The organism is Nostoc sp. ATCC 53789 (assembly GCF_009873495.1).
GTDB classification, from domain to species: Bacteria; Cyanobacteriota; Cyanobacteriia; order Cyanobacteriales; family Nostocaceae; genus Nostoc; species Nostoc muscorum_A.
Window position 1 is genome coordinate 6,872,317 of record NZ_CP046703.1, and the last position, 15,381, is coordinate 6,887,697.

Genomic DNA, 15,381 nt, shown 5'->3' on the forward strand with positions numbered 1-15,381 from the left:
GCTGTCAAAATATGCTTTCAAGTAGCCGATGAATTAGTTAAATCATGGAATTTTAAAATTCTTTCATGAAAAAAATATAATTCCATTGAAAAACAATCTCTAAATAATCATCAAATTGAATCCAATATGTTTTATTATATATATGCCTATTAACTAATTTTTCGCTGATTAACACGAGCAAAAAAGCCTCATAGCTATGCGATTCAGTCTGAATCAATCGCAGCTTTCTGTGTCAAATCATCAACACAATAAAATAAATAAGACCTGAATTTAAAAGTCAAAAGAGAAATATCATCAAATCTTGATTTACTCAGAATAGAAAATATTTAAATAGTCATAATTTATAAACTTTAAAACACATAATTTTGTTCCAAAAGCAGAAAAGAATGGTATGATAAAAAGCGATATTTGAAAGAACAATAGGTACTTTAAAATTGGAATTAATTGATCTACTTGATGTCTACTATCTTCCCTCAAGCCAACGGCTTCTACTGCCGAGACATCACAGGAGGTTGTGAACGAAATGATAGTTCCTAACGAGCCGTTTGGCTCAACCTCTGAATGTTGCTACACCTGGTAAGCGGTTGCTTTTGAGATTACTCCCAACGATCTCCGACCACCTGTGTACTACAAATAATTCACCAAAGCTGAATATAAAGCATCTTTTTCGAGTAACAAATACCCCAGATGAACCACGCAAACTAGTTTTTACTCCGAGTCGGCATAGTGCCATAATTAGGTATAAGCAGTTTGATCTTGTTGCTCTTGAAAGATGAGAATAATCCCAGAGAAGTTAAAAGCTTTGTAGATTATTTGCAACACAGTTAACTTTTAGGAAGTAAACCGCCGTCAAGCTGAACTTAGTGATATCTATAATTTTCCAGTCAGATGCAGAGACAGTTACGGTAACAACGACTTAATCTGCCTGTGTACTAGAAAATATGCGAAAATGGTAGTTTGCACTACCGCCGATTTCATGGTTATCGCATACTAATATAGTCTGAAGTGAAAAATAGGCTTCAGCCAGGTGTATACTACCTTATTCTCAATCGATTAAAAACTCTGTAAACGTGCTATTCAATTGTCTGTAATATGAGTAACGACATAGATCTGATCAAACGTCTTGACCCCAGTGCGATGGATCAGATCATGCTTTATCTGGCTTTTAGTGCCATGCGGACGAGTGGGCACAGGCATGGGGCATTTTTAGACGCAGCCGCAACAGCAGCAAAGTGTGCAATTTACATGACCTATCTAGAGCAGGGACAAAACCTGCGAATGACAGGGCATCTGCACCACCTAGAGCCGAAACGAGTAAAAATTATTGTAGAAGAAGTCAGACAGGCGCTAACAGAAGGCAAACTGTTAAAAATGTTGGGTTCTCAAGAACCTCGCTATTTGATTCAATTGCCTTACGTCTGGCTAGAAAAGTATCCTTGGCAACCGGGGCGATCGCGCGTACCTGGTACAAGTCTGACAAGTGAAGAAAAAAGACAAATTGAGCAAAAACTGCCAAGTAACTTACCAGATGCCCAGTTAGTTAGCTCTTTTGAGTTTCTGGATTTGATTGAGTTTTTGCACAGGCGATCGCAAGAAGACTTGCCAACCGAACACCAAATGCCTTTGAGTGAAGCTTTGGGTGAGCATATCAAGCGTCGTCTACTCTACTCAGGCACAGTAACACGTATAGATTCTCCTTGGGGAATGCCCTTCTACGCACTTACTCGTCCTTTTTACGCCCCAGCAGACGATCAAGAACGCACTTACATCATGGTAGAAGATACCGCTCGGTATTTCCGCATGATGAAAAATTGGGCAGAACGGCGACGAAATGCCATGCGCTTATTAGAAGAACTTGATATTCTCCCTGAAAAAATGGAGCAAGCTATGGAAGAATTGGATGAAATTATCCGTGCTTGGGCAGATAAATATCATCAAGACGGTGGTATTGCAGTCGTCTTACAGACGGTTTTTGGTGAAAAAGAAGACTAGTAGCACTACGCAAAACTCAAAAAGCTTACTTTCTAAGCTTTTCACCGCTTTTGTCCCTTACTTAAAAGTAGGGGGATGATTGGTCTATTTACATTGTCATACTGTACTAATAGTATAAAAGTCACAAAACTGCTTGTGACTTTTGTATTGTAAGTATTTAGTTTGCATAATTTGCAAGCGTAAAGCAATTATGACGGATTTTATTATATAAATATTGTTTCTTCAGTCAAGCTAGTTTTAACTCCAAGGGTATATTTTGCCAAGGTTAATCCTAACGGCACTAGCCAAACCTGTCCCAACTGCAACCACCACACGGGCAAAAAAGATTTAAATCAGAGAATTCATCTTTGTGGTGAGTGTGGATTCCAAACTGATAGAGACGTTGCTGGCGCTATGGTAGTGATGCAACGTGGACTTGCAGCCGTAGGGCATACGGTCAAGATTCTTGGCGAGGGGTTAAGCAGTAGCTCCCTTTTGACCCAAGAATCCCCCGTTTTATAAACGGGGGAGTATCAATAATTAACCTATATTCTCAGCAATTACAAAGCACTGTAGTTTAATTAGTGCCTGGTTGCGTTGGAACAGTCGGTTGTGCTGGAACAGTCTGTTGCGTTGGAAATGGAACGGTCTCGATACTTGATCCCGCAGGAATGATGGTTGGTGGTGTTGAAGATGAAGCACCGATAACACTATCATCAGCACTAATACAAGTATCCAAGACTTGAGCAGGAGGAACATCGATTTGACTACGCAAGCCAACCACACACTGCCCAAAGCGCACGGGTAACAAACTACGTCCACAGTAATTTAAAACTGCCGGATTAGCTTCTTCCTTCGTACTTAAACTGACACCGACTACACAGGTAGCTAACTCTTCAGGTCGCCGGGCCTTCCCACAAGAAGAAAGTGCATCTGTCGCAGCAATTTGGGTTTCCTTATCAATTTTAACCACGCAAGCAGCCAAATCAGTTGGACGCAGTGCAGCTGCACAAGCTTGTGATGCCGCTTCTGCAGTTACGCCCACTTTTAGGAGACGACCTGCACAGTTACTATAATCATTGCTGTAGGAAGCAGCGATCGCTGGGTTGGGTAAGATCGTTGTCAACCATCCAGCTATAGCCAAAACTGGTACTATTAAACTTCTGGAGGTGGAACTGGCTTGTTTGTTCTTACCTCTATTAACCGCTTTATTGCTCATTGACATTGCCATTCTCCAAACACCCAAAGTTATGCTAACTCAAATATTTTAAAAATCCTCTGTAATTCAATAATTTCAGCGTGAGCAAAGTTTAGACATAATTAATTATGCCGGAAATTGTGTTAATATAACTGTTTGAAAGATAAGTAGGCAACGTAAAAAGTATTTCAGAGTAAGAATGCTGCGTACACCAATCTGATGATTGAGTAGCCTACGAAACTAAATAAAAACAAAAAACTTATTGGCAGAAGTACGGCGTGACAGGTCGGAATTCAAGCTTGGAAGCTAGTACGTCGGTACCGACTTAAAGCAACTGGCACAAAAGTTGAAGCCTCTACTCTGGTAGGATACGTCATACCAAGGCAAGCAGCTTCAAAAACCAAGAATCCCCTGATTTTTTTTAATCAGTGGTATGTCAACATAGAATGTTTGGGTAAAGTTTAAACAGGATTAGATTAAGGAAACTCATGTCCCGATATAGAGGGCCACGCCTCAGAATTGTCCGTCGCTTAGGCGACCTACCAGGATTGACTCGTAAAAGCGCCAGACGCGCTTACCCGCCTGGTATGCATGGTCAGAACCGTAAAAAACGCTCTGAGTATGCCATCCGTCTAGAAGAAAAGCAAAAGCTCCGCTTCAACTACGGTTTGACTGAAAAGCAATTGCTCCGCTATGTGCGGAAAGCCAGACGTGTTACTGGTTCTACCGGACAAGTCCTGCTGCAATTGTTAGAAATGCGCTTGGATAATACCGTTTTCCGCTTGGGTATAGCCCCGACTATCCCAGCCGCTCGTCAATTGGTGAATCACGGTCACGTAACTGTTAATGGTCGTGTGGTGAATATTGCCAGCTACCAATGCCGTCCTGGAGAAGTAATTGCAGTCAGGGATCGGGCACAATCACGGAAGTTGGTGGAAGCTAACTTGCAATATCCCGGTTTGGCAAACCTCCCCAGTCATTTGGAGTTTGACAAAAATAAGTTGGTTGGTAAAGTCAACAGTGTTATTGAGCGCGAATGGGTGGCACTACAAGTTAATGAACTACTTGTGGTGGAATACTACTCACGACAAGCGTAATAGTCATTTTTTCTTAGTCATTTGTCCTTAGTTATTTGCAAGGGACAAATGACCAATTACTATCCGCCAATTTGTGACATAGTGCGAGTATATGTACCGACAATCCCAGAATCGCGCCCTTTAAAGTTAATTTCTGGCTTCATTCCAAGTAAATGCCTCACCTGCTCTTGTAATTGAGCGGTGCTAGTGCCAGAACGCAGAGCAGTTTTTAAATCTATTTGACCAGTTTCATTCAATAAACAGGGACGCAGCCAGCCATCAGCACTCAGGCGCATCCGATTACAGCGATCGCAAAAACATTCTGACATCTGACTAATAAATCCTAGTGTCCCCTTCGCACCAGGAATTTGAAAAACATCAGCAGGGCCAGCCCCACGAACTTGAGATTCTGTCAAGCCCCAGCGATCGCGGATTTGTTGCCGTAAATCGGCTGAAGATACCCAACCGCGATCGCCAAACAAATCCACATTACCAATAGGCATAAATTCAATAAATCGAACGTGCCACTGTTTATCAATTGTCAGAGCAGCTAAATCTAGAATTTCGTGGTCATTAACGCCAGGAATCACTACCACATTCAGCTTCAGTGGGTCGAATCCGACGTGGTGGGCAGCTTGAATTCCCTGCCAAACTTGTTGCCAACGAGAACGGCCCTGATTACCGATAATTTGGTCAAAAGTGTCAGGATGAAGAGAGTCTAGACTGATATTAATTCGTCGCAGACCAGCATTGTAGAGGTTTTGTGCCATCGGAGCCAGCAAAAACCCGTTGGTGGTCATAGAGAGGTCTTGAGTTTGGGGTAAAGTTGCGATCGCACTGACCAAATCCACCACACGCGGACGCAATAAGGGTTCACCCCCTGTCAAACGAAACCGATTAAAGCCTACTGGAATAAATACTTCTTTAATTAAGGTGAGCAACTCTTCATCAGTTAACAGCTGTTGCTTGAGAATATAGTCCAGTTCTACTCCCTCTGGCATACAGTATTGACAACGAAAATTACAGCGATCGATTAAACTAATGCGGAGGTAGTCTACCTGGTTCATCGTTTTATTTTTATTCTCTCTGATCAATTAAAGACCTTACTGAGGTGGTTTACCCCTTCCTACTATATGTGTAGTAATTCAAAATACCGTACTCCCCCTTAAGTGATAGTCCGCAGATTATGGCATAATAAGCCGATCGCATCCACTAGTTATCATCAATCGTGCAAGACACCGACTCCATCAACGACCTTGCTGCTGCTTTACTACAGCCAGCAGATATCAGCTTTGAACTGCCCGATCCAGAAGATGAACAGATTCTAGAATCAGATTTTCAACAGCAGCTAGAAATAGCTTGGCAGGTATGCGATCGCTTTGATTTGCAAACTGAAATCTGGCGGGGACGAATTTTACGGGCTATCCGCGACAGAGAGAAAGTGGGTGGTGATGGGCGCGGTACTGGCTTTCTGCGATGGCTAAAAGAGCGGGAAATCAGCAAAAGTCAAGCTTACGCCTGGATTCAACTGGCCAATAGTGCCGATACTCTGATTGAAGACGGTAAACTCGACCCCGGTTCTGTGAATAACTTCAGTAAACGGGCATTTGTTGAAACCTCCAAAGCATCGCCAGAAGTGCAACAGATGGTGAGTGAAGCCGCCCAAAAAGGCGATCGCATCACCAGGCGCGAAGTGCGTCAACTCAGCGATGAATGGACAGCCATGTCCTCAGATTTATTACCTGAATCAGTCAAGGAAAAAGCCGCAGATAACACCCTTCCACCGCGCTACATCGCCCCATTGGTGAAGGAAATGGAAAAACTGCCAGAATCGCACCAAAAGTTTATCCAGAAAGAAATTGCTGCCAATCCTGATGTGGATACCCTGAAACAGGTAACTAGCGAAGCGCGTAACTTGGCCAAATATCTCAAAGGGGCGGCTCAAGTCCAGGCGCTGACGCAGGAAAATGTTGATATTGAAACAGCCTTAGAAGAAGCGCAAAGAGTCGGCTGTTTGAGCATAGCTGCTGATTTGGTCAATCAAGCATCGCAGATTGAACAAACGATCGCTAAACTCTATATGACGTGGAAACGAATTGGCAATTTGGCAGATAGATTATATGTAGATACTGGTGCAAGTACACCCAACTTGCGATCGCTCCTCACTTGCTTGGAACCTCTGGGTGGTGAAATTATGGAATTGCAACTTAGTGGTGCGACTGAACACACTGTTCGTTTGCAAATTCAGGAGACGAGTTAGGGAATAGACAATAGGCAAACTTGTGGGCAGTAATTGCGATCGTAATTACTGCCAAGTTACAGAAATTTAACTTTAATTCAGAGATTGTTTAACTTATCTCAAAGTCTAACGAGTAGCGCAAGATGTAGCCGTGAGTGACGAGTTATGGGGCGACGCAGTGGGTACTTGAGCAACCAAAACCACATTACCATCGGCATCCATTACCCATCCTTGGGCTTCTACAATTTGAGTAGGTTCATTGACAGAATTAACTTTCTGTGATTTTTCTTCTATGTTTTGCTGCGCCTGAAGAACCGCTCTTTTCTGAATACCAGCAGCACTATTTTTACTCTCTGGCTGTAGTGTGATCCAATCTGCCAGCACCGCATCATCAGCTATCAATGGCTGCGTGGGATCGGCTACTAGTCCTCCACGCCCAGTAGCAATAAAGGAACTCCTTCCTATTTTTGCACCAGAATTACAACCAGCAGCAATTTGCTCAGAAGCATCAACCAGATTGACGGGTAGTTCCACTAATCCTTTGCTGGGGTCAGCATCTGGTGAGTTGATTTGCACAGTGCCACTTAATGAAGGGTTTTGCTGAGAAAATGCCGTGATGTCGCTTGTTCGGAGGTTATTCGGGTTGATTGAGCCTGTTGGATCAAGCCTTTCTACGTCTGCACGGGTGCGTGGCACAAACCCAAAGATGTTTTTAGCGGTGATTGTGATTTTACCACCTGAGCCAGAGAAAGCGTTGGCAGTTATATCGTTATTTCCGAAGGGAGTGGCGACGAGGAAGCCATTAGGTGCTTTGATGGTGATATTACCACCAGTTTTATCACCCCCTGCATTAGTAGATATTTGACTATTGCGCCGCATTAGTAACAAATCTCGCACCTGTAGCGAAATATCCCCACCTCGACCTAACTTACTATTAGATGTGAGTTTTCCTTGGTTGTCCAACAGTATGGAGCGAGCAGTTATATTGAGTTCACCTGCTGATCCTAAATTATTTACATCTCCTTTGTAGATTGTATTCGGTTGAAGCTTTGGAAGTTCACTGCTCACAGTTATTGCAGCCCCATCCGAAATAATCAATTGTCCTGTGACGATTGTAATTTTTCCAGCCTCTCCAGAGCCTAAAGTCCCAGCGAACAAGCCGCCGGGCAAGCCATCTGGTGTGGTTCCAATTAGTTCTATAGACTCTGAGGCGTTGACAGTCAAATTTCCTCCTGAACCTATGGCTGGTATAAATTCTACTGGAGTTCGATATGCTCCACTAGACTGTGTTGATACCTCTGCCCCACCTTGGATAAGCAATTTCCCAGTGTTGATTGTAAGGTCACCCGCTTTTCCATCAGATGTAGTTATGCTAGAAAGTATACTAGGAAAAGTAAAATTATCTGGTGTCGTAAAGCTACCAATCAACTCTACGGACTCGGAGGCATTAATGGTCAAATTTCCCCCTGCACCCTTGCCTCTAGTAGAAGTAGATACTTGTGCGCCATCTCGAACAATTAATTTCCTGGTGTTAATCGTTAATTCTCCACCATCCCCAACGCCATTATTCCGATTTCTCAAGATCACAAAAAGACCAATTAGTTCCACACTTTTGCCCTGCAACTGAATATTGCCACCACCTACGCCAGTAACATCTACTTGAGATGGAATTCCAGAACCGTCAATAGTTCGCTGGATTAGTTGAATGTTCTGAAAATTTTGGACACCTTCATATCCCAATATCCAACCTTGAACAGTTGACTTCAGATTGACCAGGCTATTGCCAGCGACACTTCCTAGCTCAACTCGTCCCGATGCTGCTGTTAAATTTCCGCCCTCTAACACAACATCACCTCCTACAAGTGCCAAGGTTTTGCCTGGCTGCACCTGTAACCCAACAGGTTCACCCAAACTATTGACTGCGCCACCTGGACTAGCTTGGGATTGATTGCGAATGGGAGCCGCAGTGGCTCCGAATTGTAAGCCAATGGGAACACTTACTGTTAGTAGGGGTGTGGTTTGGGGATTTGTAGCACTAAACTTTGTACCATCGGCAAAGTTTAGACTACTCGCTGTACTTGCAATAAATGAACCACCGATGTTTAAAGAAGCATGAGTACCAAAAATAATCCCGTTGGGATTAATCAAAAACAGGTTAGCTGTACCGTTAGCTTTAAGGATGCCATCAATATTAGAGATAGACTTACCCGTTACCCGACTAATAATGTTCTGAATACCCTCAGTATTTTTAAACTCAGCCGTAGTCCCATTGAGTACAGAAAACTCCTTAAAACTGTGGAACAAGTTACTTTCTAGTTGGGTTCCACCTTCAATAATTGTGATATTGCCCTGTGTTGTAACTTGAGAATTGTTAGGTAGAGTGCTATCCTGGGTGATTTGGGCAAAAGCACAATTGGCAGAGAAAGCTATTGCGCCACCTATTACAATTCCTAATCCTTGAAACCAGCCACACAGAATACTCATAACGAATAATAAACTCCTTTAAAAAACTATCAATTGCTAAATAATAGTAACGCTGTACCTCTATTCAGTAAACTATATCTATCTCAATAGACTACAATATTTAAATCGTTAATATACGTTTTTCTATTGTATAAATCTGATAAGACTCCTCATTAAAACTAATAAAATTAAAGGCACAACAATGTTATGCCTCTACAAAAAGTTTTTATTCTACTTAGCTAAAAGCAATATTGCTAACTTAACTATTAATAAGCTTGCTGATTGAGAATAAAAATACAATTCTGTGACATTACTAAAAATTGATTTGGTTTCTCATAGTAATGCTATTACTTTTATTCTAAATAAGCTACAATGACAGATATTAAGTTGATATACCGCTACAGTTTTCTAGCATTGAAATGTTTGCTTATTATGCATAAGAAGGAAGTCTTATAACATTACTAAAAAAACAATTAGCTTTTTAGAGCAGCGCTATTAGGAATTACAAAGAAACAAATTATCCAATCTTGTGGGGTGGACAGCCTTCGATAGTTCCTGAGCCTTGTCGAAGGACTGAGCGCTCACGCCGAAGTCTTATCCGCCTATAGTTAAGGGCGGGCGAGAGGCACACCCTACAACAAGTAGTTAGATATTTTTTATTTGGAAGTCCCTTACCTTTATTCTCAATTAATCGAGATTAGGTGTTAAGTTAACAATACCGCTACGGTTTTCTAGCATTTAACGCAATATCCCCGCCAGTCCTCACAGCATTGCAATTTCATGACAACAGGGCCTAAATCCTTTGGCAAAAATCCCTGGGGTTGCTTGTTCTCAACAGCATCAGTAGATGGAATTGGAGCTAGTTCGATATTGCACTCAAGCTTAATTTTCAGGACTCTATCTTTTGATATACCGTTTTCTTCGAGTAGCGTGCGGAAATTAGAGTTTTTCAACATTTCTATAATTTCCTGCTGAATTTTTTCTTCTAACCGCTCTAAAGTTTCAGACTCAATGACTGCTTGCTGTGAAACTTGAGATTCCATGAATTTTGCTCTCCTTGCAGACTGGTAAATGTGTGGACTTATCTTGTGATGTACTAATTTAACCTGACTTCGATTAGTACAGTTTGGCGACGAAGAAATTAAGGATACAGAGTCTAGAGTGGCACGACAGCATTAGGTTTCTAACCCTCTTGCGAACTCCCATAATTATGACTTCAGCTTGGCTAGTTATAATTACGCATTGTGTAACAAAACTTCATATATTTCTGCTGGATTTCCTTAAAGCCTTCATGAATCTGGCTACCAACCTGACAAAGAGGCTATACCTTCTCTACGAGACCCTACGCGAACGGTGAGCTACACCAACGCACCGACAGATGAGTTGAGTAGAGAGAGCGATCGCTTGCATGAGGGTCATTGCGAAAAAGCGATGTCTACGACGGACTACGCCGGCGCACCGACAAAATTGACGAGAATCTCAAATTTTAATTACCAGCGCAAGATGTAGCGATGAGTGAAGAATTATGAGGCGACGCAGTAGGTACTTGAGCAACCAAAACCACGTTCCCATTGGCATCCACTACCCATCCTTGAGCTTCCACAATTTGAGTAGGTTCATTGACAGAATTAACCTTCTGTGATTCTTCTGTGTTTCTCTGCTTGTGAACAACCACTCTCTTCTGGATACCCTCAGCACGATTCTGACTCTCTGGCTCCAATGCAATCCAATCTGCTAGCACCGCATCATCAGCTATTAATGGCTCCGTGGGATTGGGGGCTATTCCTCCACGCCCAGTTGTAATAAATGAACTTCTGGCTATTTTTCCACCAGAATTACAACCAGCAACAATTTGCTGGGAAGCATCAACCAAATTTACAGGCAATTCCACTAATCCTTGACTAGGGTCAACATCTGGTGAGTTGATTCGTACCGTGCCATTTAATGAAGGGTTTTGCTGAGAAAACGCCGTGATGTCACTTGTTCGCACGTTATTCGGATTGATTTCTTCGCGATCGAGTTTTTCTACGTCTGCACGAGTGCGGGGCACAAATCCAAAAATGTTCTTAGCGGTGATTGTGATTTTACCACCAGAGTCAGAGAAGGCATTGGCGGTGATATCGTTATTTCCCAAGGGAGTAGCGACGATGAAACCATTAGGTGCATTGATGATGATATTACCGCCATCTCCACCCAGTCCTGTTGTACCTGCGTTAGTGGTGATTTGACTTTCGCGGCGCATCAATAATAAGTTCTGCACCTGTAGGGTAATATTCCCACCTTTACCTGACTCACTATTAGATATGAGTTTTCCTTTGTTGTCGAGAAGTATGGAGCGAGCGGTTATATTTAAATAGCCTGCTTTTCCAAGATTATTTGGATCTCCGATATAGATTACATTTTTTCGAGCTTGGCTGCTCACAGTTATTGCTGCCCCATCTTTGATAATCAATTGCCCTGTAGTTAGGGTCAAGTTTCCGCCATCTCCAGGCCCTTGAGTCCCAGAAAACAAGCTACTGAGCTTAGAACCATTTGGTGAAGTTCCAATTAGTTCTACCGACTCGGAAGCGTTCACTGTCAAGTTTCCTGCATTGCCTGTAGCTGGTGTAAGTTGGTTAGGAATAAACCTATATATGCCCTCAGAACTTGTTGATATTCTTGCTCCTCCTTCGATACGCAACCTTCCAGTATTAATTATGATGTTGCCAGCATTTTTATTGCCGTAAGTTGCACTAAATAATCCACTGGATATTAAATCACTACCATCTCGAAAGAGAGGGATGTTAGTGCCACCAATTAATTCCACGGAATCTGAAGCGTTTATGGTCAATTGCCCCTGCAATTGCGCTCCACTTCTGACTACCAACTTCTTAGTATTTACATTTATGTTTCCAGAGTTTGCGTTGGAAAAACTCTGAGTAAACAGTTGTGAATCTTTTTCAATTACTACAGAATCTGAAGCGTTTACTGTCAAATTCCCTCCTGATTGCGCTCTCAAGGGATTAACTAGAATTAGGAAACTGCCAGCTACTCGCACAAGTCCCCCTTGCAGGTGGATATTGCCGCTACCATTTCCATGAGTATCTACAATCGATGGAATTTTATTTAACTGGATGATTTCGATATTCTGGAAATTTTGAACACCTTCATATCCCAAAACCCAACCTTGGTTGGTTGGGCTTAAACTGACCAGACTATTGCCAGCAACGCTTCCTAATTCAACCCTTCCTGACCTTGCCGTTATATTTCCGCCCTCTAGCGTGATATTACCGCCTATAAGTGCCAAGGTTTTGCCTCGCTGCACCTGTAAACCAACGCCTTGTCCAAAGATATTAACTGCGCCATCTGGACTTGCTTGAGATTGATTGCGGATGGGAGCCGCAGTTGCTCCAAATTGTAAGCCAATGGGAACACTTAATGTCAGTAGAGGTTTAGCTTGAGGAGATGTAGCACTAAACTTTGTACCATCAGCAAAGTTCAAGCTACTCGCCGTAGTTGCCACAAATGAACCGCCAATATTTAAAGAAGCATTGGGCCCAAAAATAATGCCGTTAGGGTTAATCAGAAACAGATTCGCCGTGCCGTTAGCTTTCAGAATCCCATCTATCTTAGAAATCGAATTACCCGTCACCCGACTGATAATGTTCTGAATATCTATTGCATTGTTAAAGTAGGCTGTCCTTTCCGCAGAGACAGAAAACTGTTCAAAGCTGTGGAATAAGTTTGTACCACGAACTGCCCCACCATCAATCTGGTCTATAAGCTGACCATCGATTAGCTTTGGTGTAATGATTGAACTTTCAGATTCAAGTGTGCCATCTTTTTGTATTTGGGCTAAGACAAAACTCTCAAAGAAAGTGAGTACTCCAGCAATTGCTAATGTACTCACTATCCCTAACTCCCAGTACCAACTACTTCGGTATCGAGACATGACAAACTTGCACCCAAAAAATAAGAGTATATTAAAATACTGCTCTTTGCTAGTTAAATAAGTTAAGTGAGTGTGAAAAATTAAAGGTTTGTAATAAGGGATTCATCCCTTACTACGAGCCAATCTAATTAATCTTACATTGCGTAAGATAATTTTATTTGTCCTTGCTCACTAACTTATCGTGATACTTGAAATTATCTCTGTAACCTAACTAGTAAATGCAAAGTTCAGTATTTGTATACTCACTAGAATAAACTTTTTACAGTCTAAAAACTAAATTATTTAGCAGTTACAACCTAGAGGACTGCCAGTTGAAGGGCAAGGAATACACCATGATTTTTCCATCAGCACAATTTCTTGTTTTGGAGTTACCGGCAATAACTCATTTACTTGCTGGTTATTAACTGCATTATCAGATTTGATTTTATTTGGGTCAAGATTACACTGCCATTGAACGATTAAAGCTCTATCATCTAAGACACCGTACTTCTCAAGCACACTGTATAAACCAGCGTTATTAACGCTTTCAAGGAGTTTTTGTTCAATCTCGGCTTGTAATTGTTGTAATGTCTCAGGATTCATGATTGTTTCCATTTCCTACAGAATGTGTATAATTCTGCTTCAGCTTGACCCGGAACAATTACGCATAACTTCATAAAAATTCATATCTTACTACTGAATTTACTTATCTCGCGCTTCACCAAAATCTAAAATTCAGACAGCTTCCTTTGCTAATTCTTTATTCCCGTTGCAGCAATACCTTGAATAAACTGACGCTGACCGATGAAAAATAACACCATCACTGGAACTGTCGCTATTGTCACCGCCGCCATCATCAAAGGCCAATTATTCGTAAATTGTTCTTGAAACTCAGCCAACGCCAGTTGCACTGTTCTTAATTCGGGACGGGTTGTAAATACCAGAGGTTTAAACAAATCATTCCATTCGCCGATGAAGGTGAACAAAAACAGCGTCACCAAGGCTGGACGGGCTAAAGGTAACATTACCCGCCACAATATTTGTAACCTGGTTGCCCCATCTATGGCTGCGGCTTCCTCTAATTCCACAGGAATTGTCTGGAAATACTGACGTAATAAGAAAATCCCAAACCCATTGACAGCAGTTGGTAAAATGAGCGCCCAGTATGTATTTATCAAGTGTCCCCACTTCAAAACCAAAAAGATGGGAATCACCAATAACTGAAAAGGAATTACCAAAGTTGCTAAAACAACCAATAGCAGTGCTTGCCGTCCCCGAAACTTCAGCCGTGCTAAGGCGTAACCAGCCAAAGCAGAAGTGACAATCTGAAACGCCGTCACAGCGATCGCTACCAAGGTAGAATTAGCAAACGCCAGCAAAAATTTTCCCTGTTGCCATGCAACGCGGTAATTAGCTAAAGACCAGTTATTTTTAGACAAATTTTCTGGGCTGGCGGCTGTCGATGCAAAGGAGGTGAGAAGAACCACAAATAGCGGTAGTAAAACGATAAATGCCCCTAGCAGTAAGACTACTAGGCTCAAAAAATCACCAGATTTCAGATTCGGGTTTGGTTTAGACATAACTTGAGCCGCAAAGCATTTATTTCGCTAGTACTAGAGCATTGCCCCCAGCAACCATTAATCTATAAACATAGTCTACTTGTTAAGTTAAATTAAACCACAGAGATTGTTACCCTCAGTTCATAGGGTAAATCGAATCCTGGTGTCAAATAATTCAGTTTTACGGGAGTAAACATAACCATGCAGCAGCTTACAGACCAATTTAAAGAATTAGATTTCAAAAGCGAAACATACAAAGATGCTTATAGCCGGATTAATGCGATCGTGATTGAAGGGGAACAAGAAGCCCATGAAAATTACATCACACTAGCCCAACTGCTGCCAGAATCTCATGATGAATTAATTCGCCTATCCAAGATGGAAAGCCGCCATAAGAAAGGATTTGAAGCTTGTGGGCGCAATTTGGCTGTTACACCAGATTTGCCATTTGCCAAAGAGTTTTTCTCCGGCCTACACCAAAATTTTCAAACAGCCGCGGCATCGGGAAAAGTGGTTACTTGTCTGTTGATTCAGTCTTTAATTATTGAATGTTTTGCGATCGCAGCATATAACATTTACATCCCCGTTGCCGACGATTTTGCCCGCAAAATTACTGAAGGAGTAGTTAAAGAAGAATACAGCCACCTCAATTTTGGAGAAGTTTGGTTGAAAGAACACTTTGCAGAATCCAAAGCTGAACTTGAACTTGCAAATCGCCAGAACCTACCCATCGTCTGGAAAATGCTCAACCAAGTAGAAGGTGATGCCCACACAATGGCAATGGAAAAAGATGCTTTGGTAGAAGACTTCATGATTCAGTATGGTGAAGCATTGAGTAACATTGGTTTTACGACTCGCGATATCATGCGCTTGTCAGCCTACGGACTCATAGGTGCTTAAAAAAGTGCTGACTAACGAGTGCTGAGTGCTGAGTAGTTCAAATTCAGAACTCAGAACTCCTAACC

12 protein-coding genes are annotated in these 15,381 nt (G+C 42.0%); 5 read left to right on the top strand and 7 right to left on the bottom strand.

All coding sequences use genetic code 11. The annotated features are described in order from the left end of the window. Positions 1-1,092 precede the first annotated feature (1,092 nt). Together hetR and GJB62_RS28435 are read left to right on the top strand one after the other, a co-directional pair. The gene (hetR, locus tag GJB62_RS28430) at positions 1,093-1,992 is read left to right on the top strand and encodes a heterocyst differentiation master regulator HetR (RefSeq protein ID WP_012408409.1); all 900 of its coding nucleotides are present in this window, start codon (positions 1,093-1,095) and stop codon (positions 1,990-1,992) included. A 213-nt stretch (positions 1,993-2,205) separates the two neighbouring features. Next, the gene (locus GJB62_RS28435; protein WP_245246204.1) at positions 2,206-2,493 is read left to right on the top strand and encodes a transposase; all 288 of its coding nucleotides are present in this window, start codon (positions 2,206-2,208) and stop codon (positions 2,491-2,493) included. A 55-nt stretch (positions 2,494-2,548) separates the two neighbouring features. Here the strand turns inward: GJB62_RS28435 and GJB62_RS28440 are convergent, their stop codons facing one another. Then, the gene (locus GJB62_RS28440) at positions 2,549-3,196 is read right to left on the bottom strand and encodes a hypothetical protein (protein ID WP_258551421.1); all 648 of its coding nucleotides are present in this window, start codon (positions 3,194-3,196) and stop codon (positions 2,549-2,551) included. Between the two features lie 461 nt (positions 3,197-3,657). Here GJB62_RS28440 and rpsD point away from each other — a divergent pair, with 461 nt between their 5' ends. Beyond that, the gene (rpsD, locus tag GJB62_RS28445) at positions 3,658-4,266 is read left to right on the top strand and encodes a 30S ribosomal protein S4 (RefSeq protein WP_094349733.1); all 609 of its coding nucleotides are present in this window, start codon (positions 3,658-3,660) and stop codon (positions 4,264-4,266) included. 59 nt (positions 4,267-4,325) lie between these two features. On the opposite strand, the gene moaA is transcribed toward rpsD, so the two are convergent. Next, positions 4,326-5,312, bottom strand: a complete 987-nt coding sequence (gene moaA, locus GJB62_RS28450) for a GTP 3',8-cyclase MoaA (RefSeq protein WP_114080894.1) — start codon at positions 5,310-5,312, stop codon at positions 4,326-4,328. Between the two features lie 161 nt (positions 5,313-5,473). Between moaA and GJB62_RS28455 the strand changes: the two genes are divergently transcribed. Beyond that, positions 5,474-6,505, top strand: a complete 1,032-nt coding sequence (locus GJB62_RS28455) for a hypothetical protein (protein WP_114080895.1) — start codon at positions 5,474-5,476, stop codon at positions 6,503-6,505. 105 nt (positions 6,506-6,610) lie between these two features. Here the strand turns inward: GJB62_RS28455 and GJB62_RS28460 are convergent, their stop codons facing one another. From GJB62_RS28460 to GJB62_RS28480, 5 genes are all read right to left on the bottom strand, one after another. Further along, the gene (locus GJB62_RS28460; RefSeq protein ID WP_114080896.1) at positions 6,611-8,968 is read right to left on the bottom strand and encodes a filamentous hemagglutinin N-terminal domain-containing protein; all 2,358 of its coding nucleotides are present in this window, start codon (positions 8,966-8,968) and stop codon (positions 6,611-6,613) included. A 710-nt stretch (positions 8,969-9,678) separates the two neighbouring features. Further along, positions 9,679-9,990: a hypothetical protein gene (locus GJB62_RS28465; RefSeq protein WP_114080897.1), complete on the bottom strand. Its 312-nt coding sequence runs from the start codon at positions 9,988-9,990 to the stop codon at positions 9,679-9,681. A gap of 443 nt (positions 9,991-10,433) precedes the next feature. Further along, the gene (locus GJB62_RS28470) at positions 10,434-12,878 is read right to left on the bottom strand and encodes a filamentous hemagglutinin N-terminal domain-containing protein (protein WP_114080898.1); all 2,445 of its coding nucleotides are present in this window, start codon (positions 12,876-12,878) and stop codon (positions 10,434-10,436) included. 282 nt (positions 12,879-13,160) lie between these two features. Then, entirely contained in the window at positions 13,161-13,460 is a 300-nt protein-coding gene (locus GJB62_RS28475; protein ID WP_147262457.1) for a hypothetical protein, read from the bottom strand. Between the two features lie 149 nt (positions 13,461-13,609). Further along, positions 13,610-14,437 (bottom strand): carbohydrate ABC transporter permease, encoded by an 828-nt coding sequence (locus GJB62_RS28480; protein ID WP_114080900.1) that lies wholly within the window; start codon positions 14,435-14,437, stop codon positions 13,610-13,612. A 180-nt stretch (positions 14,438-14,617) separates the two neighbouring features. On the opposite strand from GJB62_RS28480, the gene GJB62_RS28485 reads away from it, so the two are divergent. Then, positions 14,618-15,316 carry an aldehyde oxygenase (deformylating) gene (locus tag GJB62_RS28485; RefSeq protein ID WP_114080901.1) on the top strand — a complete coding sequence of 233 codons (699 nt, stop codon included), beginning with the start codon at positions 14,618-14,620 and terminating at the stop codon, positions 15,314-15,316. Positions 15,317-15,381: the final 65 nt, after the last annotated feature.